Source organism: Curtobacterium sp. MCBA15_009, assembly GCF_001864895.1.
Taxonomy (GTDB): Bacteria; Actinomycetota; Actinomycetes; order Actinomycetales; family Microbacteriaceae; genus Curtobacterium.
On sequence record NZ_MJGO01000041.1, the window covers coordinates 39,489 to 64,018 of the forward strand.

Annotated in this window: 22 protein-coding genes; 13 read left to right on the plus strand and 9 right to left on the minus strand. The window is 71.0% G+C overall.

Going from position 1 to position 24,530, the window contains the following annotated elements; translation table 11 throughout:
* Positions 1 to 6: 6 nt before the first annotated feature.
* The 3 genes from BIU97_RS15970 to BIU97_RS15980 are packed head-to-tail and all read right to left on the minus strand — an operon-like array spanning position 7 to position 4,066.
* Positions 7 to 2,151, minus strand: coding sequence for an ABC transporter ATP-binding protein (locus BIU97_RS15970; protein WP_071263404.1), 2,145 nt, complete (start codon positions 2,149 to 2,151; stop codon positions 7 to 9).
* Positions 2,144 to 3,082 carry an ABC transporter permease gene (locus tag BIU97_RS15975; RefSeq protein WP_083404931.1) on the minus strand — a complete coding sequence of 313 codons (939 nt, stop codon included), beginning with the start codon at positions 3,080 to 3,082 and terminating at the stop codon, positions 2,144 to 2,146. Before BIU97_RS15975 ends, BIU97_RS15970 begins: the two co-directional genes overlap by 8 nt.
* Before the next feature lie 3 nt (positions 3,083 to 3,085).
* On the minus strand, positions 3,086 to 4,066 hold the full coding sequence (locus BIU97_RS15980; protein ID WP_071263395.1) for an ABC transporter permease: 981 nt from the start codon (positions 4,064 to 4,066) through the stop codon (positions 3,086 to 3,088).
* Positions 4,067 to 4,321: 255 nt separating this feature from the next.
* On the opposite strand from BIU97_RS15980, the gene BIU97_RS15985 reads away from it, so the two are divergent.
* Entirely contained in the window at positions 4,322 to 6,040 is a 1,719-nt protein-coding gene (locus BIU97_RS15985) for an ABC transporter family substrate-binding protein (RefSeq protein WP_071298151.1), read from the plus strand.
* Positions 6,041 to 6,113: 73 nt separating this feature from the next.
* Here BIU97_RS15985 and BIU97_RS15990 read toward each other — a convergent pair whose 3' ends face one another.
* From BIU97_RS15990 to BIU97_RS16000, 3 genes are all read right to left on the minus strand, one after another.
* A complete protein-coding gene (locus tag BIU97_RS15990) occupies positions 6,114 to 6,674 on the minus strand; it encodes a PH domain-containing protein (RefSeq protein ID WP_071298152.1) in 561 nt (186 codons plus the stop codon).
* Between the two features lie 226 nt (positions 6,675 to 6,900).
* Entirely contained in the window at positions 6,901 to 7,380 is a 480-nt protein-coding gene (locus BIU97_RS15995) for a peroxiredoxin (RefSeq protein WP_071298153.1), read from the minus strand.
* A 121-nt stretch (positions 7,381 to 7,501) separates the two neighbouring features.
* Complete coding sequence (locus BIU97_RS16000; protein WP_071263387.1) at positions 7,502 to 8,251, minus strand: CPBP family intramembrane glutamic endopeptidase; 750 nt, start codon at positions 8,249 to 8,251, stop codon at positions 7,502 to 7,504.
* A gap of 121 nt (positions 8,252 to 8,372) precedes the next feature.
* Here BIU97_RS16000 and typA point away from each other — a divergent pair, with 121 nt between their 5' ends.
* From typA to BIU97_RS16035, 7 genes are all read left to right on the plus strand, one after another.
* The gene (gene typA / locus BIU97_RS16005; RefSeq protein ID WP_071263385.1) at positions 8,373 to 10,295 is read left to right on the plus strand and encodes a translational GTPase TypA; all 1,923 of its coding nucleotides are present in this window, start codon (positions 8,373 to 8,375) and stop codon (positions 10,293 to 10,295) included.
* A 99-nt stretch (positions 10,296 to 10,394) separates the two neighbouring features.
* The gene (locus BIU97_RS16010) at positions 10,395 to 11,594 is read left to right on the plus strand and encodes an amidohydrolase (RefSeq protein WP_071263642.1); all 1,200 of its coding nucleotides are present in this window, start codon (positions 10,395 to 10,397) and stop codon (positions 11,592 to 11,594) included.
* A 322-nt stretch (positions 11,595 to 11,916) separates the two neighbouring features.
* Positions 11,917 to 12,468: a hypothetical protein gene (locus tag BIU97_RS18210; RefSeq protein WP_175472468.1), complete on the plus strand. Its 552-nt coding sequence runs from the start codon at positions 11,917 to 11,919 to the stop codon at positions 12,466 to 12,468.
* Positions 12,469 to 12,487: 19 nt separating this feature from the next.
* Complete coding sequence (locus BIU97_RS16020; RefSeq protein WP_071298155.1) at positions 12,488 to 13,672, plus strand: PIG-L family deacetylase; 1,185 nt, start codon at positions 12,488 to 12,490, stop codon at positions 13,670 to 13,672.
* Between the two features lie 35 nt (positions 13,673 to 13,707).
* Positions 13,708 to 14,025 (plus strand): ferredoxin, encoded by a 318-nt coding sequence (gene fdxA, locus BIU97_RS16025; RefSeq protein WP_071263377.1) that lies wholly within the window; start codon positions 13,708 to 13,710, stop codon positions 14,023 to 14,025.
* Positions 14,026 to 14,039: 14 nt separating this feature from the next.
* Entirely contained in the window at positions 14,040 to 15,158 is a 1,119-nt protein-coding gene (gene dapC, locus BIU97_RS16030) for a succinyldiaminopimelate transaminase (protein WP_071298156.1), read from the plus strand.
* A 175-nt stretch (positions 15,159 to 15,333) separates the two neighbouring features.
* Positions 15,334 to 16,632 (plus strand): citrate synthase, encoded by a 1,299-nt coding sequence (locus BIU97_RS16035; protein WP_083404929.1) that lies wholly within the window; start codon positions 15,334 to 15,336, stop codon positions 16,630 to 16,632.
* A 783-nt stretch (positions 16,633 to 17,415) separates the two neighbouring features.
* Here BIU97_RS16035 and dapD read toward each other — a convergent pair.
* Complete coding sequence (gene dapD, locus BIU97_RS16040; RefSeq protein WP_071263371.1) at positions 17,416 to 18,387, minus strand: 2,3,4,5-tetrahydropyridine-2,6-dicarboxylate N-succinyltransferase; 972 nt, start codon at positions 18,385 to 18,387, stop codon at positions 17,416 to 17,418.
* A 154-nt stretch (positions 18,388 to 18,541) separates the two neighbouring features.
* On the opposite strand from dapD, the gene dapE reads away from it, so the two are divergent.
* A complete protein-coding gene (gene dapE / locus BIU97_RS16045) occupies positions 18,542 to 19,624 on the plus strand; it encodes a succinyl-diaminopimelate desuccinylase (RefSeq protein ID WP_071263369.1) in 1,083 nt (360 codons plus the stop codon).
* Positions 19,609 to 20,853, plus strand: coding sequence for a hypothetical protein (locus BIU97_RS16050; RefSeq protein ID WP_071298157.1), 1,245 nt, complete (start codon positions 19,609 to 19,611; stop codon positions 20,851 to 20,853). Before dapE ends, BIU97_RS16050 begins: the two co-directional genes overlap by 16 nt.
* Here the strand turns inward: BIU97_RS16050 and BIU97_RS16055 are convergent.
* Positions 20,832 to 22,064, minus strand: coding sequence for an AI-2E family transporter (locus BIU97_RS16055; protein WP_071298158.1), 1,233 nt, complete (start codon positions 22,062 to 22,064; stop codon positions 20,832 to 20,834). The two genes, BIU97_RS16050 and BIU97_RS16055, sit on opposite strands and share 22 nt — an antisense overlap.
* A gap of 127 nt (positions 22,065 to 22,191) precedes the next feature.
* On the opposite strand from BIU97_RS16055, the gene BIU97_RS16060 reads away from it, so the two are divergent.
* Both BIU97_RS16060 and BIU97_RS16065 read left to right on the plus strand, forming a co-directional pair.
* Positions 22,192 to 22,362: a DUF3117 domain-containing protein gene (locus BIU97_RS16060; protein WP_017887054.1), complete on the plus strand. Its 171-nt coding sequence runs from the start codon at positions 22,192 to 22,194 to the stop codon at positions 22,360 to 22,362.
* Positions 22,363 to 22,574: 212 nt separating this feature from the next.
* Entirely contained in the window at positions 22,575 to 23,303 is a 729-nt protein-coding gene (locus BIU97_RS16065) for an AAA family ATPase (protein ID WP_071298159.1), read from the plus strand.
* Positions 23,304 to 23,401: 98 nt separating this feature from the next.
* Here BIU97_RS16065 and BIU97_RS16070 read toward each other — a convergent pair whose 3' ends face one another.
* The gene (locus BIU97_RS16070) at positions 23,402 to 24,034 is read right to left on the minus strand and encodes an O-methyltransferase (protein WP_071298160.1); all 633 of its coding nucleotides are present in this window, start codon (positions 24,032 to 24,034) and stop codon (positions 23,402 to 23,404) included.
* A 64-nt stretch (positions 24,035 to 24,098) separates the two neighbouring features.
* Here BIU97_RS16070 and BIU97_RS16075 point away from each other — a divergent pair, with 64 nt between their 5' ends.
* A complete protein-coding gene (locus BIU97_RS16075; protein ID WP_071263361.1) occupies positions 24,099 to 24,470 on the plus strand; it encodes a twin-arginine translocase TatA/TatE family subunit in 372 nt (123 codons plus the stop codon).
* Positions 24,471 to 24,530: the final 60 nt, after the last annotated feature.

Consider the following 24,530-nt stretch of genomic DNA (forward strand, 5'->3'; position numbering starts at 1 on the left):
CAGCGCTCAGACGACGGCGCCGACCCGCTCGGTGAGCAGGTGCTCCTGATCCGTCTGGATGCACGCGACGCCGCGGCCGTGCACGTCCTGCAGGCGCGGGTCCACGGTGCGGCACTGCTCCTGGCGGCCCTCGTCGAGCAGCTGGTAGAGCGGGCAGCGCGTGCGGAAGCGGCAGCCGTCGATGCGTTCGGTGGGTGAGGGCAGGTCGCCCTCGAGCAGGATCCGGCCGCGCGCTGCCTCGGCCGACGGGTCCGGCACGGGCACCGCGGACAGCAGCGCACGGGTGTAGGGGTGCTGCGGGTCCGAGAACACCCGGTCGCCGTCGCCGTACTCGACGATGCGGCCGAGGTACATCACGGCGACGTCGTCGGCGATGTGCCGCACGACGGACAGGTCGTGCGCGACGAACAGGTAGGACAGTCCGAGCCGGTGCTTGAGGTCCTCGAGCAGGTTGATGACGCCGGCCTGCACGGAGACGTCGAGCGCGGAGACCGGCTCGTCGAGCACGAGGATCTTCGGCTCGACGATGAGCGCGCGGGCGATGCCGATGCGCTGGCGCTGCCCGCCGGAGAACTCGTGCGGGTACCGGTCGATGTAGCTCGGCTCGAGGCCGACGAGCTCGAGGGCCTCGCGCACCCGGCGACGGATCTCGTCCTTCGCCACCCCGTGCACGGTGAGCGGTTCGCCGATCACCGAACCGATGTCCAGGCGCGGGTCGATCGACGCCATCGGGTCCTGGAAGACGACCTGGATGTCGCTGCGGAGCGATCGACGGTCGCTCTTCGACAGCGACGCGGTGTCCACCCCGTTCACCCGGATGGTGCCCTGCTGGGCGCCGGCGAGCTCGAGGATCTCCATGATGGTCGTCGTCTTGCCGCAGCCGGACTCGCCGACCAGGCCGAGGACCTGACCGCGCTTCAGGGTGAGGGAGATGCCGTCCACGGCGTGCACCTCGCCGATCTGCCGGCGGAAGAGCGCGCCCTTCGTGAGCGGGAACGTCTTCACCACGTCGGTGAGCTCGAGCACGACGTCGTCGCCGTGGTCGATGGTCGACTCGGGGACGTCCTCGGGGCGCGGGAAGATCTCCGAGCGCTCGAGGGTGCCGGCGGCGATCTCGTCGCGCCGGATGCACGCGGCGGTGTGCTCGTCGAGCAGGGTGCCGTTGCCGATCGTGGGCACGGCGCCGGTGAGCACGGGGTTGTCGCCGCTCTGGGGGACCGTCGGGGCGACGAGTGCGGGCTCGCCCTCGCGGCAGGCGTCGAGGACGGCGGGGCAGCGGTCGGCGAAGGGGCACCCGGTCGGCTTGGCGGTGAGCAGCGGCGGGCGCCCCTCGAGGGGGACGAGCCGTTCGGTGCGTGCCGCGGTCATGTTCGGCATCGAGCGGAGCAGCCCGATCGTGTACGGCATGACCGGCTCGCGGAAGAGCGGTTCGACCGGGGCGGTCTCGACGATCCGGCCCGCGTACATCACGGCGACGCGATCCGCGTTGCCGGCGACGACGCCGAGGTCGTGCGTGATGAGGACGACGGCGGCGCCGGTCATGTCCTTCGCGGTCTGCAGGACGTCGAGGACCTGTGCCTGGATCGTCACGTCGAGTGCCGTCGTCGGCTCGTCGGCGATGATGAGCTTCGGGTCGTTCGCGATGGCGATCGCGATCATCGCCCGCTGGCGCATGCCGCCGGAGAACTCGTGCGGGAATGCGTCGAGCCGGCGGGCCGGGTTCGGGATGCCGACGACGCGGAGCAGCTCCTCGGCGCGCACGCGGGCGGCGTGCTGCGTGAGGGCGCGGTCGTGCAGACGGAGACCCTCGATGATCTGCTGACCGATCGTATACACGGGCGTCAGTGCCGAGAGCGGGTCCTGGAACACCATGGCGATGTCCCGACCGCGCAGCCGGGACAGCTCGCGGTCGTTCTGGCCGAGGAGTTCCTGGCCGTCGAAGCGGATGCTCCCGGTGACGTGGGCGGACGAGGGCAGCAGCCCCATCACGGCCATCGAGGACACCGACTTGCCGGAGCCGGACTCGCCGACGATGCCGAGGAACTCGCCGGGGGCCACCGAGTAGTCGACCCCGCGGACGGCGTAGACCGGCTTCGTCTTCGGGTTGAACGTGACCGAGAGGTCGGAGACGGTCAGCAGCGGCTCAGTCACGGTTGGCTCCGGAGGTCGGGTCGATGGCGTCGCGCAGGGCGTCGCCGAGCAGGCTGGTCGAGAGCACGGTCGCGACGAGGGTCGCGGCGGGCAGGACGAAGAGCCACGGGCGGGTGACGGCGGACTGGCTGCCGGCGGCGAGGAGCGTGCCGAGGGACACGTCCGGCACCTGGATGCCGAAGCCGAAGAAGCTCAGCGAGCTCTCCGCCAGGATCATCGCGCCGACGCCGAGCGTGGCGTCGATGATGAGCAGCGACGCGACGTTCGGCAGGATGTGCCGGCGGATGATCGTGAACGAGGGCACACCCATGAACCGGGCGGCTTTCACGTAGTCGCGTTCGCGCAGGGACATCGTCTGTCCGCGGATCACGCGGGCCATGATCATCCAGCCGAAGATCGCCAGGCCGATGATGAGCGCCAACCAGCTGAGGTTCTTGAACACCGGGCTGAGGAGCACGAGTGCGTAGAAGGACGGGATGACGAGCAGCAGGTCGATGCCCCAGACGAGGGCGCGGTCGATGAACCCGCCGAAGTAGCCCGCGATCGCACCGACGATGCCCGCGATCAGGGTCGCGGCCGGACCGGCGATGAGGCCGATGAGCAGCGACTTCTGCAGGCCGACCAGGGTCTGCGCGTAGATGTCCTGGCCGATGTCGTTCGTACCGAACCAGTGCGCGGCGCTCGGCGGCATGCCGAACGCGAGCCCGTCGGAGTCGACGGCGTTCCAGTGGTACAGGTGCGGGCCGACGAACGCCCAGAGCAGGATGAGCAGCAGGGCGCCGCCGCCGATCCGCGCCCGCCAGGTGCGGAAGACCTTGCGCCAGAGCGGTGTGCGCCCGCCCGTCACCTCGATGACGTGCGCCGGCTCGCCGGCCGAGCCGTCGCCGGGGTCACCGGCGGTGGTCGTGGTCGTGGGGTCGAGTACGGACATGGGTCACACCCTCACTCGCGGGTCGAGCGCGGCGTACAGCAGGTCCGCGAGGGTCCCTGCGATGAGCACGAGGATCGCCGTGAAGAGGATCGTGCCCGACGCCGCGTTGATGTCGTTGTTGGTGATGCTCGTGATGAAGTACTCGCCCATGCCGTGCCAGCTGAACACGAGCTCGGTGATGCTCGCGCCGGTCAGGATGAGTCCGAACGAGTAGGCGAAGAAGGTGGACATCGGGATGAGCGCGACGCGGACACCGTGCCGCATGATGGCCGACCCGCGCGTGCGGCCCTTCGAACGCGCGGTCCGGATGAAGTCGTTCGAGAGCACGTCGAGCATCGCGGAGCGCTGGTAGCGCGAGTACGACGCGACGGCGCCGACCGTCAACGAGATCGTCGGCAACAACAGGTGCACCAGCCGGTCGCCGAGCACCGGGAAGAACCCGGTCACCCCCGGGGTGTACTCACCGGTGAACCGGATGGCCTGCACGCCGAGGCCCTGGTTCAGGGCGGTCGTCAGGATCATGAGCACGACGGCGATCACGAAGGTCGGCGTCGCGAGGACGGCGAAGGACAGGTAGGTCGACACCTGGTCCGACGCGCGGTACTGCCGGACGGCGTTCCAGACACCGAGCAGCACACCGAGCAGCGCACCGAGCAGGCTCCCGATCACGAGCAGCCGCAGGCTCGTGCCGGACCGGGCGATGATGTCGGCCGTGACCTCGGTGCCGCGCGTGCTGAGCCCGAGCGAACCGTGGGTCACGAGGCCGACCCACCAGTCCCAGGTGCGGACGATCAGCGGGGTCCCCGGATCGGCGCCGAGCTTCTGCAGCGACGCGTCGATCGTGCCCTGCGGCACCGCCGGGTTGCGGCCGAGGAACCGGGCCGCCGGGTTGAGCGTCGTGCTGGCGAGGATGTAGCCGAGGGTGGTCGCCACGATCGTCAGGATGACGTAGTTGACGATCCGCTTCGCGATGAAGGCAAGCATTCGTGTGACCTCGTGGGGTACGGCCGTCCGTCCGGACGGCGTTGTCGGTGGCGACAGGTTAGCCGGTCCGGGCAGGCGGGTGGGACAACGGAAGTGACGCTATGCAACATTCGTTACGAGCATGTTTCGATTGACGGCACAGGCTCTTGTGGAGCCTTCGGATGTGACTAGGGTTCTCAACCAACAGACGTGACGGCCGGGGGTCGGTCGCGTTCCAGCGCTCCGGCGCGAACCACACGAAAGGGAATCCTCGCCATGCGAAAGAGGATCAAGGGCATCGGTGTGCTCGCCACCGCGGCGGCTGCCGTCGTCGTCCTGGCCGGCTGCTCCGGCGGCGGGAGTGCTGGCAACAGCAGCTCCCCGGTCGCCGAGTCGTCGCTGAAGTCGACGGGTTGGACCGTCGCGGACCGCGCCGACGTCAAGGACGGCGGGTCCATCACCCTGCCGATCGACTCGGCTCCGGCCAACTGGCAGCTGCTCAACCTGGACTCGGGGACCGTGGACGACACCACGATCTCGCAGACCTACCTGCCGAGCTTCATCCAGTTCAAGGAGAACGGCGAGTGGGAGGCGAACAAGGACTACGTCGACTCGATCGAGCTGACGAAGGACTCCCCGCAGACCGTCGAGATCAAGATCAACCCGAAGGCCGTCTGGTCCGACGGGACGCCGCTGTCCGCGAAGGACGTCATCGCCAACTGGAAGGCGCTGAACGGCTCGGACAAGGCCTTCGCACCGCTGGCCACCAACGTCTGGGAGGACGTCGACTCGGTCAAGCAGGGCTCCGACGAGCGTGACGTCATCGTCACCTTCTCGAAGACGAACGCCGACTGGGCGAGCGTCTTCACCGCGATCTACCCGTACTGGGCGGTCGACACCCCCGACCACTTCAACAAGGCGTGGGCCAAGGGCCCCTACGAGGCCGACGGCAAGACGTACGTGTCCGGTGGCCCGTACATCCTGAAGTCCTTCGACGCCAACGGCGGCGTCGTGACCTTCGAGAAGAACAGCAAGTGGTGGGGCGACCCGGGCAAGCTCGACACCATCGTCTTCAAGACGGTGTCGCGTGACGGTGTCGCGCAGGCCTACGGCAACAAGGAGCTCGACGCGTTCAACCTGAACGGCAGCGCCGACAACTTCAAGACCGCCAACTCGCGCTCCGACTCGAAGATCGAGCGCTCGCTCGGCACCACGCAGCGTCAGATCACGCTGAACGGCACCTCGGACGTCTTCAAGGACCAGGAGGTCCGTCAGGCCTTCGCGCAGGCCATCAACCGCAAGGTGCTGGCCCAGGCCATCCTGTCCCCGGTCAAGAGCCCCGGTGACGTCCTGAACAACCTGACGTTCCTGCCCGGTCAGAAGGGCTACGAGGACGACGTGACGAGCGTCTACGGCTACGACACCGCCAAGGCGAAGAAGAAGCTTGAGGACGCCGGCTACACGATCGGCTCCGACGGCTACGCCACGAAGGGCGGCAAGGCGCTCGAGGTCCGCTTCGTGATCCCGTCGGACAACCCGAACTCGGCCAACGTCGCGCAGCTCGTGCAGCAGCAGACGAAGGCGGCCGGCTTCAAGGTCACCATCGACACCGTCCCGACGGACGACTTCTTCACGAAGTACATCACCACGACGACGCGTGACTTCGACGCCACGTACTTCGCGTGGCAGGGCACGCCGTTCCCGATCTCGTCGCTGAAGTCGATCTACTACCCCGCCGACGCCGGTCAGAACTACACCGGTGTCACCGACGACTCGCTCGGCGAGGCCTGGGACACCGCCAACGGTGAGCTCGACCCCGACGCGCGCATCAAGGACGCGCAGGAGATCGACAAGAAGATCGTCGCCGTCGCCGGCACCATCCCGCTGTTCGCCGAGCCCTACGCCTGGGGGGTGCGGAAGGACCTGGTGAACTACGGTCCCTCGCAGTTCCAGCAGTCCTCGGTGAAGTGGCAGGACGTGGGTTACACCAAGTAGCCACCGGTCGCACGACCCGCGACGACACCCCCGACGTCACACGACGTCGGGGGTGTCGTTCGTCGTCGGGCACTCACAGCCGTGCCGCGGCGAGGGACGCCGCGACGCCGAGCACCACGAGCGCCAGGACGGTCCAGCCGTGGACGCGGTGCGTGATCGGCGCAGCCGTCACGGTCGCCGGGGGCGGGCCGTCCTGACGGACCGGTGCGGGTACCCGGGCCCGGATGCGCGCGGCCGCAGCGTCGACGTCGAGGCGATCCGTGCCTCCCGACCGGGCGTCGGTCCCCGTCCCGAGCACGGCGAGCCGCGCCGTCGGACGGGTGGCGATCCAGACGCGGCGGACGCCCTCGCCGGTCACCACCTCGATACCGTACTTCGTCCGCACGTCCGTGATGCGTGACCACGTGACCTCGCTCGTGCGCCGGACGTCCACGATGCGCAGTGCGTCGGGCGTGAGCTCGAGCCGCGGGCGCCAGAGCGCCGCCCACGCGACGAACGCGACGCAGGTGCTCGGGACCGGGGCGAGCCAGGGGGAGCCGCCACCGACCAGCGCGAGCGGGACCATGACGACGGCCACGACCCACAGGACGACGGCCAGTCGGCGGAGACCCAGGGCGACGATCGTGGTGTGCACCGGACGAGGCTACGAGATGCCTCCCCGGGAACGCCCGGGGAGCGGGTGTGACACACCGGCGCGTACCTCCGGACGACCCGATTCCCCGGGGAGGCAGATCCAGTTCGGACCGCTCGTAGACGTCAATGGTCACCGCCCCCAGTTCGGGTGTCAACACCCCACGGGCACCGATTCCGGGATGGCCACGCCGGACGGTGCGCGATCCGGCCGACGGGCCGCGTGCCGGTCAGGCGACGAGGAGCTCCACCTGGTGGCGGATCGCCTCAGCCTTCGGGAACCGCAGGCCGACCAGCCCGACGTGCCGCCAGCGCACGAGTCCGTCCGGGCCGATGACGAACACCGAGCGGCGCAGCGGCAACCCTGGCGCGTTGACCCCGTACGCGCGGACGACCTCGCCGCTCGTGTCGCTCAGCAGGGGGAAGGTGAGCGACGAGCCGCGGGCGAAGGCCTCGTGCGAGTCGAGCGCCTGCGGGCTGATGCCCCACACGACGGCGCCGAGGTCGGCGAAGTCGTCGAGCTCCTCCTGGTAGCTGCAGAGCTGCGCGGTGCAGACCGGGGTGGCGTCGCCGGGGTAGAACGCGAGCACGAGGGGACGGCCGACGACGGACGACCGCGAGTACTCGTCGTCCGCCCGCACGCCACCGCGCACGATCATGCCGGGCAGGGTGAAGTCCGGTGCGGGCTCGCCGACGGCGGGGATGCTCATGCGCTCACGGTAGGGGTGCCGGACGGGTACGTCCCCTCGGCGCGCTGGACGGACACCGTGGATGCGCTCAGGGTCGCCCGTGGGTGCACCGGTGCACGGGCGCGCGTGCTCGGGCGGGCGCTCAGCTGAAGAGCTGCGGGAACGCGTGCGCCACCCAGGGGTAGCCGACGAACACCACTGCGTCGAGCAGGCAGTGCGTGACGACGAGCGGCAGCAGTCGCCCCCACTTCGTGTAGATCCACCCGAACACGATCCCCATCACCGCGTTCCCGACGAACGCGCCGAAGCCCTGGTACAGGTGGTAGCTGCCCCGCAGCACCGCCGTCGACAGGATCACTTGCCACCGGCCCCACCCGAGGTCGCCGAGCCGGGCGTACAGGTACCCGATGACGATCACCTCCTCCTGCAGGCCGGACCGGACCGCGGACAGCAGCAGGACGGGCACCGTCCACCAGTAGGAGTTGAGCGCCGCCGGGTCGACCGCCACCGTGATGCCGAGCGCACGCCCCGCGAAGTACAGGGCGAGGCCGGGGACCCCGATGCAGAGGGCGATGAGCGCCGGCCCGCCGAGGTCCGGCTTCACGCGGAACCGGTCGATCCCGAGCCGACCGAGGTGCGGGCGCGACGAGCTCCAGAGCAGGTAGCAGACGAGCGCCACCGGGGCCAGGTCCACCGCGATCCCGAGCAGCTGCCGCGCCAGGTCGACGTACTGCACCGTCGTCGACGAGGTGTTGAGGGCCGTGGACTGCTCGCCGAGCGGGGTCGGCTGCGACAGGTCGTCGATGATCTGCAGGATCGAGTACAACGCGCTGCCACCGAGTGAGAGCAGGAGCACGATCGTGATCTCGACCCACGTTCGCCGTCGGCTCATGCCCTGTACTCCTGTCGATTGCGAACTACCGGTAGACTGGCGTGTCGGGCGTTCTGCCCACGGGTGCGGTGCTGTCAAGTCGCTGGCCCGACACTCACCCAGAAATCGAAGGATGTCCTGTATGGCGCTCGCCACCCGGTCCGACCTGCGCAACGTCGCCATCGTGGCACACGTCGACCACGGCAAGACCACCCTCGTCGACGCGATGCTCACGCAGACGAACTCGTTCGACGCCCACTTCGAGGGCGAGGACCGGATGATGGACTCGAACGACCTCGAGCGCGAGAAGGGGATCACGATCCTCGCGAAGAACACCTCGGTGCTCTACAACGGGAAGCACGCGACCGAGTTCGGCTCCGACGGTCCCATCACCATCAACGTGATCGACACCCCCGGCCACGCCGACTTCGGTGGCGAGGTCGAGCGCGGTCTGTCCATGGTCGACGGTGTCGTCCTGCTCGTCGACGCGTCCGAGGGCCCGCTGCCCCAGACCCGCTTCGTGCTCCGCAAGGCGCTCGCCGCGAAGCTCCCGGTGATCCTGCTCGTCAACAAGACGGACCGCCCCGACTCCCGCATCGACGAGGTCGTCTCCGAGTCGCAGGACCTGCTCCTCGGCCTGGCGTCCGACCTGTCGGACGAGGTCGACGACCTCGACCTCGACGCGATCCTCGACGTCCCCGTGGTCTACGCCTCGGGTCGCGCCGGTGCCGCGTCGCGCAACAAGCCGGCCGACGGCTCGCTGCCCGACAACGAGGACCTCGAGCCGCTGTTCGAGGCCATCCTGCAGCACGTCCCCGCGCCGAAGTACGACGACCAGCACCCGCTGCAGGCCCACGTCACCAACCTCGACGCGTCGCCGTTCCTCGGCCGCCTCGCGCTGCTCCGCATCTTCCACGGCACGATGAAGAAGGGCCAGACGGTCGCGTGGGTCAAGCACGACGGCACCGTCGCGAACGCCCGCATCACCGAGCTCCTCATCACCAAGGCGCTCGAGCGCTACCCGGCCGAGTCGGCGGGCCCCGGTGACATCGTCGCCGTCGCCGGCTTCGACACGATCACCATCGGTGAGACCCTGACCGACCCCGAGGACGTCCGCCCGCTGCCGACCATCACGGTCGACGACCCGGCGATCTCGATGACGATCGGCACGAACACCAGCCCGCTCGTCGGCAAGGTCAAGGGCCACAAGCTGACCGCCCGCATGGTCAAGGAGCGCCTCGACCGCGAGCTCATCGGCAACGTCTCGCTCAAGGTCCTCGACATCGGTCGTCCGGACGCCTGGGAGGTCCAGGGCCGTGGTGAGCTCGCGCTCGCCATCCTGGTCGAGCAGATGCGTCGCGAGGGCTTCGAGCTCACCGTCGGCAAGCCGCAGGTCGTCACGAAGCGTGACGAGAACGGCAAGCTGCAGGAGCCGTACGAGCACATGACGATCGACACGCCGGAGGAGTACCTCGGCGCGATCACGCAGCTCATGGCCGCCCGCAAGGGCCGCATGGAGAACATGACGAACCACGGCACCGGCTGGGTGCGCATGGAGTTCATCGTCCCGTCGCGCGGCCTCATCGGCTTCCGCACGTCGTTCCTGACCGAGACCCGCGGCACCGGCATCGCGAACGCGATCTCGCACGGCTACGACGAGTGGGCCGGCCCGATCCAGACCCGCATCAACGGCTCGATCGTGTCCGACCGCTCGGGCGTCGTCACGCCGTTCGCCATCACGAACCTCCAGGAGCGGATGACGTTCTTCGTCAACCCGACCGAAGAGGTCTACGAGGGCATGGTCATCGGCGAGAACTCGCGCGCCGACGACATGGACGTCAACATCACGAAGGAGAAGAAGCTCACGAACATGCGTTCGGCGAACGCCGACTCCTTCGAGTCGATGACGCCGTCGCGCCAGCTCTCCCTCGAGGAGTGCCTGGAGTTCGCGCGCGAGGACGAGTGCGTCGAGGTCACCCCCGACGCCGTCCGCATCCGCAAGGTCGAGCTCGACGCGCAGGCCCGCCAGCGCTCGTACGCCCGCCTGAAGCGCCAGGACGCGTAAGCACCAGCGCGAGCGACACCCGGGAGGCCCGTCCTCCGTCCGACGGTCCGGTCACCTGCAACAGGTGGCCGGGCCGTTCGCGGTTGTACCGTGGTCAGCGTGACTCTCGACCTGCTCTCGATCTACCAGGACCTGCACGCCCACCCGGAGCTCGGCTTCCAGGAGCACCGCACCGCCGGTGTCATCACTGCGAAGCTCGCCGAGATCGGCGGGATCGAGGTGACGACGGGCGTCGGCGGCACCGGTGTCGTCGGTGTCGTGTCGAACGGCGAGGGCCCCGTGGTCTGGCTGCGTGCCGACATGGACGGCCTGCCGGTGCAGGAGCGCACCGGACTGCCCTACGCGAGCGAGCACCGCGGCACCGACGAGGACGGCAAGGACGTCCCGACGATGCACGCCTGCGGCCACGACATCCACGTCACGTGGCTGCTCGGCACGTTGGAGCGCCTGGTGGCGTCCACGGGGGACTGGCGCGGCACGGTCGTCGCCGTGTTCCAGCCCGCGGAAGAAGTGATCTCCGGCGCCCGGGCGATGGTCGAGGACGGCCTGGCCGACCGGTTCCCGAAGCCCGACGTCGTGCTCGGTCAGCACTCCGCCCCGGCACCCGTCGGCATCGTCGCGGTCGGCACCGGACCCGTGATGGCCTCGAGCGACCGGCTCACCGTCACGTTCAACGGCCGGGGCGCGCACGGCTCGGCGCCGCAGGCGTCGCTCGACCCGATCGTCACCGCGGCCTCGGCCGTGGTGCGACTGCAGACCGTCGTCGCACGCGAGGTCTCGCCCAGCGACGCCGGCGTCGTCACCGTCGGCAGCTTCCACGCCGGCACCCGGGCGAACATCATCCCCGACCAGGCCGTCATCGAGATCTCGACGCGTGCCCGCAACGAGGAGACCCGCGCGCGCATCATCGCCTCGATCGAGCGCATCGTGCGGGCCGAGAGCACCGCGGGTGGCCTGCCCGAGCCGACGATCACCCGCGCGCCGGGCGCCGAGGTGACGGTGAACGACGCCGAGGCCGCCGCCCGGGTGCTCGAGGCGGTCCGCGCCGTGGTGCCCGGGGCCCGCGACCTGGAGATCGGGCTCGCCATGGCGTCGGAGGACGTCGGCCAGCTCGCCACCGCTGCCGGGGCGCCGCTCGTGTACTGGTTCACGGGCATCACCGACCCGGAGCTCTTCCGCCGCGGCGCGGACATCCCGAGCAACCACTCGCCGTTCTACGCCCCGCAGGCCGAGACCGCGATCCCCGTCGGGGTCGACGCCCTCGTGGCCGCCACCCGCGCGTACGTCGGGGAGCGCTGAGGGCTCGGCGCCCTCGTCCGCGTCGGGGCTGCGCTGCGCGCGTGGTCCGCTCGTGCTCCATGCCGCCTCGACGGACGCGGTGAGCGCGCGTTCCGTCCCATCGCACGCGGCATGGGAAGCAGATCCGCGCGTCGGAGGCCAGACCAACCGCCCTCCTACGCGCGGTTCTGCTTCCCACGCGCGGTTCTGCTTCCCACGCGCGGAACGGCCACCCGCGCGCGGGAGGGCTGACCACGCGAGCGGGTAGAACCGGCCACCGCGCGGCAGGACGTTCCCAGGGGACTCACGCCGGGCCTCCCGGATGCTCCGTTACGGTCGCGACATGCGTTCTCTCCGTACCCCGCTGATCGCCGCCGTCGCTGCCGGCATCGCCCTGGCCGGACTCACCGGGTGCTCGTCCGAAGCGGTGCGCCAGGCCACCGACCTCGGTTCCTCGGTCGCGTCCGACGTGGCCGAGGGCGTGCGGGGCATCGACGGGGCTGCCATCCAGGACGGCATGTCCCAGGTGGCGGGCGGCATCGACGGTGCGCTCGACACGGCGCTCAAGGGTGCGGACGTGACCTCGGACGGCAAGGTGCCGGACGGGTTCCCGTCGGCCGGGGTGCCGCTCGTCGACGGCACCGTCCTCGGCGGGGGAGCGGGGCCGAACGGTTCCGGCTGGGTCGTGCAGGTCCGCGCTGCGTCCGTCGACGACTTCACCGCCGCGGCGCAGCAGCTGGCGGATGCCGGGTTCACCGAGTCCGCGAAGCGAGCGGACTCGTCGAGCGCGTTCGGTATGTTCCGCAGCGACGGGTACCGCGTCGTGCTCACGTTCTCGGACGCCGGGGAGGGCGGCGCGGGAGCGGCCGCGACGTACATCGTCACACCCCGGTAGTCCCGTACCCTGGGGTGCGATGTCGAAGGCCTCCGTCCCCCGTCCCGAGCACGTCCTCTTCGTGCACGCCCACCCCGACGACGAGACGCTCTCGTCCGGTGGGACGATCGCCACGCTGCTCGAGCGCGGCGCACGCGTGACCGTCCTCACCGCGACCCGGGGGGAACGCGGCGAGATGCTCACCGCGCAGCTCGCGCCGCTCGCCGGCGACGGCCCACGGGTCGCCCGGCACCGGGAGACCGAGATCGCCGCGGCACTCGCCGCCCTCGGCGGGCCGTCCCACCTGTGGCTCGGCGGGCCTGGTGCGCGCCCGACCGACCTGCCGGAGCGCCGCTACGTCGACTCCGGCATGCAGTGGGGTCCGGACGGCCGGGCCACCGCGGCGGACGACGCCCCGGCCGACTCGCTCACCGCGGCCGACCTCGGCGAGGTCGTCGACGACGTCCGCGCGGCGATCCGCTCCACCGGGGCCGACGCCGTCGTGAGCTACGCCGACGACGGCGGGTACGGCCACCCGGACCACGTCCGGGTGCACCACGCCGCGCGGCACGCCGCCCGGGCCGAGGAGGTCCCGTTCTCGATGATCGTCGACCCGGACGGCGGCGACGCCGACCTGGCCGTCGACGTCCTGCCGGTCCGTGCGAAGGTCCGCGCCGCCGTCGAGCAGTACCGCTCGCAGGTCACGGTCGACCCCGAGGACCGCGCCGACCCCGGCAGCCTGTCGTGGGTGATGCCGCACGGCGTCCGGCAGCAGGCCCCCGCGGTCGAGGCGTACCGCTACGACGCCGACCCGGAACCGGCAGCCCCGCAGACCTACGCCGAGATGACCGGCCAGGGCAAGGCGACGGCCGTCGTCGTCGCGGTCGTGCTCGGCGCCGTCACGGGCGGCCTCGGCACCGTGACGCACCAGCAGACGGTGGGGTCGTTCCCGATCGGCATGGTGCTCACCACCCTGATCGTCGTCGGCCTGACCGTCGGCGTCCGGCTCGTCTACCGGTCCCGCGCCATGGTCGCGGCCATCGGCATCGGGGTCATCGTCGCGACCCAGGTGATGGTGTCCGTCGGCGGCCAGAGCTCGCCCCTCGTGCTCGCGAACGCCGCCGGGTACGTCTGGACCTTCGCCCCGGCCGTCATCGCCGCGCTCGTGCTGGCCTGGCCGGACCTGTCCGGGCTGCGGTCACGGACGACCAGCGCCGCCGAGTAGACTCGGACCCGCTCGTCGAAGGGAGCACCCGAACCGTGACCTACGTGATCGCCCAGCCCTGTGTCGACGTCAAGGACCGCGCCTGCATCGACGAATGCCCCGTCGACTGCATCTACGAGGGCGACCGGTCGCTCTACATCCACCCCGACGAGTGCGTCGACTGCGGTGCGTGCGAGCCGGTGTGCCCCGTCGAGGCCATCTACTACGAGGACGACCTGCCCGACGAGTGGGCGGACTACTACAAGGCCAACGTCGAGTTCTTCCAGGAGATCGGTTCTCCCGGCGGCGCCGCGAAGGTCGGTGTGATCCACAAGGACCACCCGGTCGTCATGGCCCAGCCCCCGCGCGCCTGAGCGGGACCGGCCACGTGGCGCTCGACCTCCCCGACTTCCCCTGGGACCAGCTCGTCCCGTTCAAGCAGCGCGCCGCAGCGTACGAGGGCGGCATCGTCGACCTCAGCGTCGGCTCGCCCGTCGACCCGACGCCCGAGGTCGTCCGCACCGCGCTGTCCGCCGCCACCGACGCGCACGCGTACCCGCAGGTCGCGGGCACCCCGGCACTGCGCCAGGCCATCGCCGACTGGTACGGCCGCCGGCACGGCGTCGAGCTGACCGAGGCGCACACCCTGCCGACGATCGGCTCGAAGGAGTTCATCGCCGGCCTCGCCCTGTGGCTCGGCATCGGACGGGGCGACACGGTCGTGTTCCCCGCAGCGGCCTACCCGACCTACGAGCTCGGCGCGGCCCTGGTCGGCGCGGACGCGCTGGCCTCCGACGACCCGGCCGCCTGGCCGGAGACGACGAAGCTCGTCTGGCTGAACTCCCCGGGCAACCCCGACGGCCGCGTGCTGACGATCGACGCCCTGCGGGCCGCGGTGACCCGTGCGCGCGAGCTCGGCGCCGTCATCGTCGGCGACGAGTGCTACGCCGAACTCGGGTGGGACGACGAGTACGCCACGACGCCCACCCCCACGATCCTCGACCCGCGGGTCGTCGGTGACTCGCTCGACGGCGTGCTCAGCGTCTACTCGCTCTCGAAGCAGTCGAACCTCGCCGGCTACCGTGCGGCCTTCGTCGCGGGTGACGCAGCGATCCTCGCCGACGTCCTCACCGTGCGGAAGCACGCGGGACTCATGCCGCCGCTGCCCGTGCAGCAGGCGATGGTCGTCGCGCTGCAGGACGAGACGCACGTACAGCAGCAGAAGGCCCGCTACCGCGCACGGCGGAACATGCTCCGACGGGCACTCGAGGACGCCGGCTTCCGCATCGACCACAGCGAGGCGGGCCTCTACCTCTGGGCGACCCGTGGCGAGCCCGCGCTCGACACCGTCTCCTGGTTGGCCGACCACGGCATCCTCGTGGCCCCGGGCACGTTCTACGGCGTGGCCGGGGGCGAGCACGTCCGGGTGGCGCTCACCGCGACCGACGAGCGCATCGCCGCCGCGGCGCAGCGCCTGGCCAGCAGTCGCCGACTCGGCGCGGCGTAGCAACGGCGGGCGTCCCGAGCCACCCGTCAAGGGCCGGAACGCAACCGGTGGTCCCCACCAAGTCGTGACCTCGGATGTGTACACGAGCGACAGACGCCGCGATTAGGCTGTCCTCGTGACTGACACTGCCAATGACGCTCAGAAGACGGCCACACCGCCCACGACGCCCGTCCCCGTGAGTCCGACCGCCGAGCAGGCGACCGAGACCGCCACGTTGACGTACCCCGGGGGCTCGGCGGAGTTCCCGATCCTGCGGAGCGTCGACGGTGCCTCGGCGATCGACATCGCGAGCCTCAAGAAGCAGACCGGGCTCAACACGCTCGACTACGGGTTCGTGAACACCGGGGCCACCCGCAGTGCCATCACCTACATCGACGGCGACCAGGGGATCCTGCGCTACCGCGGCTACCCGATCGACCAGGTCGCGGCGAACTGCACGTACCTCGAGGTCGCCTGGCTCCTCATCTACGGCGAGCTGCCGAGCCCCGCCGAGCTCGAGGCCTTCGACGCCCGCATCCGTCGGCACACCCTGCTGCACGAGGACCTGCGCCGACTGTTCGACGCCCTGCCGCACTCCGCGCACCCGATGTCGGTGCTGTCGAGCGCCGTGAGCGCCCTGTCGACCTACTACGAGGACGACATGGACGTCGACGACCCCGAGAAGGTCGAACTGCAGACCGTCCGGCTCCTCGCGAAGCTGCCCGTCATCGCCGCCTACGCGCACAAGAAGGCCATCGGGCAGGCCTTCCTGTACCCGGACAACTCGCTGTCGTTCGTCGACAACTTCCTGCGGCTCAACTTCGGCACGATGGCCGAGACGTACCAGCCGAACCCGGTGCTCTCGAAGGCCCTCGAGCGCCTGCTCATCCTGCACGAGGACCACGAGCAGAACGCCTCGACGTCGACGGTCCGGCTCGTCGGGTCGACGAAGGCGAACATGTTCGCGTCGATCTCGGCCGGCATCAACGCCCTGTACGGCCCGCTGCACGGCGGCGCGAACGAGGCCGTGCTCGAGATGCTGCAGCAGATCAAGGACTCCGGCGAGCCGGTGTCGCGCTTCGTCGAGCGGGTGAAGAACAAGGAGCAGGGCGTCAAGCTCATGGGCTTCGGACACCGGGTCTACAAGAACTACGACCCCCGCGCCAAGCTCGTCAAGGAGTCCGCGCACGAGGTCCTCGAGTCCCTCGGCGTGCAGGACGACCTGCTCGACATCGCGATGGAGCTCGAGCAGATCGCGCTGGAGGACGAGTACTTCGTCAGCCGCAAGCTCTACCCGAACGTCGACTTCTACACAGGCATCATCTACAAGGCGATGGGTTTCCCGCCCCGCATGTTCACCGTCCTCTTCGCGATCGGCCGCCTGCCCGGGTGGATCGCACAGTGGCGCGAGCTGAACAACGACCCGCAGAACAAGATCGGGCGCCCGCAGCAGCTCTACGTCGGAGCCCCGGAGCGCGACGTCCCGAAGCGCTGACCGACCGCGAACGCCCCGTCCCACGATTGCGTGCGGCGGGGCGTTCGTCTATGTGGGGGGCGCGCCCCTCGTCTCGTCTCGTCCGTTCCGTGCTGTGCCGCCCTGCCCCGGGCACCGGCTGGTCGAACGGGCGAAAGACCCGGGTGGCCGGGCGGGTGCGCTGGGGTCTTTCGCCCGTTCGCGGTGCCGGGGGCTCCGCAGGGGCCGCGCTGCGTGCGCAGGGTCGGTCGAGCGGGCGGAAGACCCGGGTGTCGTGCAGAAGTGTCCGGCATTCCGCCCGCTCGCGGTGCCTGCCGTTCGGCAGGGCCGGTGACCCGGGTGCCCGGCGGTCGAGCGGGCGAAAGACCCGAGTGGCCCCCGCAGCTGGGCCCGGCATTTCGCCCGCTCGCGGTGCCGGGCGTTCGGCAGGGCCGGTGACCCGAGTGCCCGCCGGTCGAGCGGGCGAAAGACCCGAGTGACCCCTGCAGATGGGCCCGGCATTTCGCCCGGTCGCGGGCCTGGGCGCTCGGCAGGGCCGGCGATCCGAAGGCCCGTCGGCCGAGCGGGCGGAACGTGGGGGTCACGGAGCGAGCGCACCCGGGCATTCCGCCCGCTCGGGGCCGGCCGGGGGAGGTGGGCTCCCGAGCGCGGGGTCGAGTGGGTACGAACTGTCGCCCGAGCGTGCTCCAGGCGACAGAACGTGCACCCTCGCGGGACACGCACGGCAGGTTGCGACCACTCGGGACGGGCTGTCGGGCTGTCGGGCGAGTGAGCTGCCGGGCGAGCGCGTCCCGACCGGGCGGGCTAGGCGTGCAGCGCCGTGTTGAGCTGGATGCCCTCGCCCGCGCGCTGCATGGCCTCGACGGCGCCGGTCAGGCTGTTGCGGCGGAACAGCACGTTCGGGGCGCCGGAGAGCTCGGCGGCCTTGACGGTCCGCGGGGTGCCGTCCGGGTTGGGGGCGGCACCGACGAGCACGACCTTCGTGCCCGCGGTGACGTAGAGGCCTGCCTCGACGACGGAGTCGTCGCCCAACGAGATCCCGAGGCCGGCGTTCGCACCGAGCAGTGCACGCTCGCCGAGGGAGACGCGGTGCGTCCCGCCGCCGGAGAGCGTGCCCATGATCGAGGCTCCGCCGCCGATGTCGGTGCCGTTGCCGACGACGACGCCCTGGGAGACACGGCCCTCGATCATCGCGTCGCCGAGGGTGCCGGCGTTGAAGTTGACGAAGCCCTCGTGCATCACGGTGGTGCCGGGGGCGAGGTGCGCGCCGAGGCGGACCCGGTTCGCGTCGGCGATGCGCACGCGGTCCGGGACGACGTAGTCGAGCAGGCGGGGGAACTTGTCGACCGCGTGCACGGCGATGCCGGCGCGCTGCAGCGCCGGGCGCAGGCGGTTGAGGGCGTCCGGGTGGACCGGGCCCGCGTTCGTCCAGGCCACGATCGGCAGGTGCCCGAAGACGCCGTCGAGGTTGACGGCGTTCGGCTGCACGTGCAGGTGGCTGAGCAGGTGCAGGCGCAGGTAGGCGTCCGGGGTGCTCGCCGGAGCGGCGTCGATCGAGACGGCGGTGGTGACCGCTTCGATGCGGACCTCGCGGCGGGGGTCCTCGCCGACGTGGGCCTGCAGTTCCGCCGGGAACGCGGCGTCGGCGGGTACGGCGCCGAGGTGCGTCTCCGGGTACCAGGTGTCGAGCGTCGTGCCGTCGGTGGCGATCGTCGCGAGGCCGTGGCCCCAGGCCGCGGTCGGACGGTCGGCGGTCGTGTCGGTGGTGTCGGTCACCGCACCAGGGTACCGAGGCGGCGGGGCCGGCCACCCGACCGGCTGGACGGACGCTGCCCGGCCGCGCCGGGCCTCCCGGACGCCGCCCGGACGCCGCCGGGTCGGTGTGGACGCGGGCCAGCGCGACGCCAGGGGCTGCCGATAAGGTGACCGCATGCCGGAGCAGCTCGACCTCACCGCCTCGTCCATCGACATCACTCGTGCCATCTGCGACATCGAGTCGGTGTCCGGCAACGAGCAGGCGCTCGCCGACGCGATCGAGGCGGTGCTCACGCCGCTGCCGCACCTCGAGGTGATCCGCGACGGCGACGCGATCGTCGCCCGGACGACCCTCGGCCGCGACCGCCGCGTGGTCATCGCCGGGCACATCGACACCGTGCCCCTGAACGGCAACCTGCCGACGGAGTTCCGCACGACCGAGGACGGCACCGAGATCCTCTGGGGTCGCGGCACGGTCGACATGAAGGCGGGCTGCGCGGTCCAGCTGAAGCTGGCGCACGACCTGACCGAGCCGAACGTCGACGTCACGTGGGTCTTCTACGACCACGAGGAGGTCAGCGACGCGCTGAACGGCCTCGGCCGCCTCGCCCGCACCCGACCCGAGCTGCTGGCCGGGGACTTCGCGATCCTCGGGGAGCCGTCCGGCGCCCAGATCGAGGGCGGGTGCAACGGCAACCTCCGCGCCGAGGTGCGCGCGTACGGCGAGCGGTCGCACAGTGCGCGGAGCTGGATCGGGGACAACGCGATCCACAAGGCGGCGCCGATCCTCGCGACGCTCGCCGCCTACGAGCCCCGCACGGTGACCGTCGACGGCCTCGAGTACCGCGAGGGCCTCAACGCCGTGGGCGTCACGGGCGGCATCGCCGGCAACGTGATCCCGGACGAGGTCATGGTCCACGTGAACTACCGCTTCGCCCCGTCGCGCTCCGCCGACGAAGCCGTGGCGCACATCCGCGAGCTGTTCGACGGCTACCAGGTGGACATCGTCGACCTGGCCGCGGGCGCCCGGCCCGGTCTCGACGCCCCGCTCGCGCAGGACTTCGTGGCGGCCGTCGGCGGTCCGGCGCCGCGCCCGAAGTACGGCTGGACCGACGTCGCGCGGTTCTCGGCGCTCGGGGTGCCGGCCGTGAACTACGGCCCCGGCGAGCCGGTCTTCGCCCACCACGACGACGAGCAGGTGCCCGTCGAGCAGATCACCGCGGTCGAGGTCGGCCTCCGTCGGTGGCTGACGGCCTGACGTCCGCCGGGACGACCCGGCGGGGCACCGTGCCCGTCCGCTGGCGGGCCCGGTACCGCACGATCCCGTGGTGGGTCCGCACCGCGGTCGTCTACGTGCTCGCCCGGCTCGTCACCGGCGGGATGCTGCTCGCCTTCGCGGGGGAGCAGCCGGCGAACTCGTTCACCGGGGCGCGGCCGTCGTACCTGTCGTTCGCGTCCATCTGGGACGGTGCCTGGTACCGGGTGATCGCCACCGGCGGCTACCCCTCGACGCTGCCGGTGGACGCCGCCGGGCACGTCACCGAGAACGCATGGGCGTTCATGCCGGCGTACCCGTTCCTGGTGCGCGGCCTGATGGTCCTGAGCGGGGCGTCGTTCGAGTTCGTCGCCGTCACGGTGTCGCTCGTCGCCGGCCTGGGCGCGGCCCTCGTCTTCCGACGGCTCGCGGGACGGTTCCTCGACGACTCCCGGGCGTCGTTCGCGACCCTGCTGTTCTGCGTCGCGCCGGTGTCCGCGGTGTTCCAGGTCGCCTACGCCGAGTCGATGGGCCTGTTCCTGCTGCTCGTCGCCCTGCTGCTCGTGGTGGACCGTCGGTGGTGGGCGATGCTGCCCGTCGTCCTGCTGCTCGGCATGACCCGTCCGACCGGACTCGCGTTCGCGTTCTTCCTGGTGCTCTTCCTCGGCGCCTGGGCGATCCGGCCGGCATGGGTGCGCGAGTCCGAGCCGCTGACGCTGCGTCGACTCGTGCCCCCGGGCGTCGTCGCGGTGGTGTCCGGGCTGGTCGGGCTCGCGTGGCCGGCGATCGCCTGGGCGGCGACCGGGGTGCCGAAGGCGTACACGGACACCGAGCTGGCCTGGCGGTCGTCGTACATCGGCTGGAAGGAGCTCGTGCCCTTCGCGCCGTGGGTGCAGGGCTTCGGCTGGTGGTTCCGGCAGCCGGTCGGCGGGGTCCTGCTCGCCGTGGTGCTCATCGGGTTCGCCGCGTTCGTGGCCATGCCCGCCGCTCGGCGGGTCGGACTGGAGCTCCGGCTGTGGGGTGTCGCGTACCTGGTGTACCTGCTCGCGGTGTTCTTCCCGCAGTCGAGCACCTGGCGGATCCTCGTGCCCCTCGCGCCGCTGCTCGGCATCGTCGCGCTGCCGCGGTCGCGGGTGTACCGGGTCCTCGTGGTGGCGGTGTGCATCGGACTGCAGTGGGTGTGGCTGTACCACTGCTGGTGGATCGACGGTTACGACTGGACCCCGCCGTGACCGGTCGTCCGCCCCGCACGGGCGTCGGCGCGGGCTCGTAGCCGCTCCGCGGTCGTCGCGCGCTCGCGCTGCGGCACCGTCGCTGACACGGGCTCCGGGTCGCCCGGCCGCCAGGCTGCCGCTGCGGTGACCATGGCGTTGACCGTCGCGATGAACGGCACCGCGAAGAACGCGCCGACGACCCCGGCGATCGCGGTGCCCGCGGTCACGCCGAGCACGACGCCGAGCGGGTGCACCTTGACCGCGCTGCCCGTCAGGAACGGGTGGAGCACGTGGCTCTCGAGCTGCTGCACGACGATGATGATGCCGAGCATGACGAGGGCCGGTCCGACGCCGTTGAAGACCAGGGCGATGACCACGGCGAGCACACCGGCGACGATCGCGCCGACCACGGGGACGAACGCGCCGAGGAACACGACCACCGCGATCGGGATCGCGAGCGGGATCTGCAGCGCCAGCGCTCCGATCATCACGCCGAGGGCGTCGGTGACGGCCACGACGAGCTGCACGCGGATGAAGCTCGTCAGGGTCTTCCACCCGGCGTGACCGGCGACGTCGATGCGCGCACGGGCCCGACGCGGGAAGATCCGCACGACCCACCGCCAGATCCGGGCGCCGTCGACGAGCACGAAGATCGTCGTGAACACGATGATGAACAGGCCCTCGAGCACGTGCACCGCGCCGGTCCCCGCCGCCTGGAACCCGGACAGGATCGACGAGGCGTGCGACTGCAGGTAGCCGGTGCCGCTCGACACGAGCGAGTCGACGTCCTTCGTGGTGATGCCGAACGGCTGGGTGTCGAGCAGGCTCTGCAGGGACTGGACGCTGTGGTGCAGCCGACGTTCGAGCGACGGCAGGTCGGCGCGGACCTGTTCGGTGACGAGCAGCCCCAGCCCGCCGAGCACGAGCACGAGCGCGACCAGGCTCGACAGCACGGCGAGCCACTTCGGCCAGCGGTGCCGCTGCAGGAACGCGGACATCGGCGAGAGGAGTGCGCAGACGAGCAGCGCGATGAGGAAGGGCACGACGATGTCCTGCAGCAGGACCACGAACGCGACCACCACCGCGATCCCGGCACCGATGACCAGGAGTCGCCACGTGAAGGCCGCGCCGATGCGCAGGCCCTCCGGCACCGGGTCGCCGGACCGCCCGGACCGGCGAGGACGGGCCGCGTCGAGCGAGCGGCGACGCGTGGAGGTGGTGTTCAGCATCCGTTGAGGGTACGAACGCGAACCGCGAGAACGCGGCGATCCGACACCCCCAACCTGGGCGGTTTCGCAGTTGCCCCCTCCGTACGGGATAATGGGCCTGCATTTACTGCACGAAAGGGGACATCTGATGGCAGCCATGAAGCCGAGGACCGGTGACGGGCCGATGGAGGCTGTTAAGGAGGGTCGACTCATCATCGTGCGGGTTCCGCTCGAAGGTGGAGGCCGCCTGGTCGTCTCGGTCAACGACGCCGAGGCCAAGGAACTCCACGACGCACTCGCCGAGGTCGTCTCGGCCTAGTACGTCGAAGCACCAGAACGACGGGCCCGGGGCGTGTACGCCCCGGGCCCGTCGTCTGCCCCCGAGCGACCCGAGACGGTCGCGGATCGTCTCGAGACGGTCGCGGGGCGACCCGAGGCGGTCGCGGGGCGGCCCGAGGCGGTCGCGGCGGAGGCCGTGACGCTGACACCACCGGCCGCCGCACTGTCGGCACCGTCCGACAGGATGGGTCCGTGCCGAGGACCCACCTGCCCATCCGCCGCATCGAGGAGTACCTCGATCCCGCCCCGATGCCGCGCGACGTGTGGCCCGCCACCCTCGCCCCGGTGCGGCAGGTGCTCGACGAGGGACTCGACCTCGGCCCGGTCACGGTGTTCGTCGGCGACAACGGCGTCGGCAAGTCCACCCTCGTCGAGGCCATCGCGCTGCAGTTCGGCATGTCGCCGGAAGGCGGTTCCACCCAGTCCGGACACTCGACGCGGCCGTCCGAGTCGTCGTTGTGGGAGCACATCGTCCTCCGCCGCGACTTCGGCGCCCCGCGCGGCGGATTCTTCCTGCGCGCCGAGACCATGCACGGGTTCTTCACCTACCTCGAGGAGCACCCGAACCACAGTCGCCCGGAACCGGTGTTCCACGAGCGGAGCCACGGGGAGTCCTTCCTGGACTTCGTCATCGACCGTGCGCGGTGGCCCGGGCTCTGGATCCTCGACGAGCCGGAGTCGGCGCTGTCGTTCTCGGGGTGCCTGACGCTCATCGCCCTGCTGCGGTCGATCGTCGAGACCGGTGTCGGGCAGGTGGTGCTGTCGACGCACTCGCCCGTGCTCGCCGCGTTCCCGGGAGCGACGATCCACGAGGTCGGGGAGTGGGGGCTGCGGCGCACCGAGTGGTCCGACCTGGACCTCGTGCGGAACCAGCGGGCGTTCCTCGAGGCCCCGGAGCGGTACCTCCGGCACCTCGACTGAGCCGGCGGCGGACAGTCGACGCCGCCGCCGCCGCCGACGCCCCGGGCACCCGGCCCCGCAGGCACCCACCGCCGACGCGGCAGCGCGTGGCGATCGCGCTACGCGGTGACCTTCGTCAGCTGCAGCAGGCCGTCCCCGGCGGGCGACAGTGCGCTGCGCACGGCCCCCGAGGTCGAGACCTCGGTCAGCAGGAGCCGGAAGTCCGTGGTGGCACGGTCCCGCTTCACCGGGTCGGCCACGCGGCCGCGCCAGAGCGCGTGCGGCACCAGGACGGTGCCGCCGAGACGGGCGAGTCGCAGCCCGTGCTCGACGTACTCGATGACGTGCTCGGGGTCGGCGTCGACGAGGACGACGTCGTAGGACGCCTCGTTCATCCGGGGCAGCACCTGGTTCGCGCGGCCGGGGATGAGTCGGACGCGTGCCGGCGCGGTGCCGGCGCTGATGAAGGCGTCACGGGCGAACTGCTGGTGGTCGACCTCGACGTCGATGGTGGTCAGGGTCGCGTCCGGCGCGCCGCCGAGCAGGTACAGACCGGAGACTCCCAGGCCGGTGCCGATCTCGATGATGCTCGACGCCCGTGAGGCGGCCGCGATCACCCCGATCTGTGCGCCGATGGCGGGGGAGATCGCCTCGACCCCGAGTTCCAGGGAGTGCTCACGAGCACGGGCGATCGCCTCGGTCTCCGAGACGATGTCCTCGGCGAACTTCCAGTTCGACTCTTTCTCTGACACGCACACTCCGTTCGGGTCACAACTCTAGGGGTGCGACGGAGCAGCACGGGTTAGGCTCGCTTGCGTGAACATCCCGCTCGACAAGATCCTGATCATCGGGATCATTGCCGTGCTCCTGCTCGGGCCGCAGCGCCTGCCGATGTACGCGCAGAAGCTCGCCGAGTTCGTCAAGGCGGTCCGCCGGTTCGCCGACACGGCGAAGGACCGCATGCGCGAGGAGATGGGTCCGGAGTTCGACGACATCGAGTGGCAGAAGCTCGACCCGCGGCAGTACGACCCGCGACGGATCATCCGCGACGCCCTGCTCGACTCCGGCACGTCGAGCGCCGCCGCGGTGCAGACCGCCCAGGTGAGCGCGTCGAAGGTCCGCGCGACCGCGCCGGTCGTCCCGTTGGCGGCGGGCGAGCGCGCGCCCTTCGACGCCGAGGCGACCTGACAGCCGTCACGTGACCACCTGACGGACAGGAGGCCCGGTGCCAGCTGGCACCGGGCCTCC

Excerpts from the sequence above, each read along its gene's own strand:
- BIU97_RS16060 (WP_017887054.1), top strand. The coding sequence starts at position 22,192 with ATGGCAGCCATGAAGCCGAGGACCGGTGACGGGCCGATGGAGGCTGTT.
- BIU97_RS16020 (WP_071298155.1), top strand. The coding sequence starts at position 12,488 with ATGTCGAAGGCCTCCGTCCCCCGTCCCGAGCACGTCCTCTTCGTGCAC.
- BIU97_RS15975 (WP_083404931.1), bottom strand. The coding sequence starts at position 3,082 with ATGTCCGTACTCGACCCCACGACCACGACCACCGCCGGTGACCCCGGC.
- BIU97_RS16055 (WP_071298158.1), bottom strand. The coding sequence starts at position 22,064 with ATGCTGAACACCACCTCCACGCGTCGCCGCTCGCTCGACGCGGCCCGT.
- BIU97_RS15980 (WP_071263395.1), bottom strand. The coding sequence starts at position 4,066 with ATGCTTGCCTTCATCGCGAAGCGGATCGTCAACTACGTCATCCTGACG.
- typA (WP_071263385.1), top strand. The coding sequence starts at position 8,373 with ATGGCGCTCGCCACCCGGTCCGACCTGCGCAACGTCGCCATCGTGGCA.
- BIU97_RS15985 (WP_071298151.1), top strand. The coding sequence starts at position 4,322 with ATGCGAAAGAGGATCAAGGGCATCGGTGTGCTCGCCACCGCGGCGGCT.
- BIU97_RS15995 (WP_071298153.1), bottom strand. The coding sequence starts at position 7,380 with ATGAGCATCCCCGCCGTCGGCGAGCCCGCACCGGACTTCACCCTGCCC.
- BIU97_RS18210 (WP_175472468.1), top strand. The coding sequence starts at position 11,917 with ATGCGTTCTCTCCGTACCCCGCTGATCGCCGCCGTCGCTGCCGGCATC.
- dapE (WP_071263369.1), top strand. The coding sequence starts at position 18,542 with ATGCCGGAGCAGCTCGACCTCACCGCCTCGTCCATCGACATCACTCGT.
- BIU97_RS16000 (WP_071263387.1), bottom strand. The coding sequence starts at position 8,251 with ATGAGCCGACGGCGAACGTGGGTCGAGATCACGATCGTGCTCCTGCTC.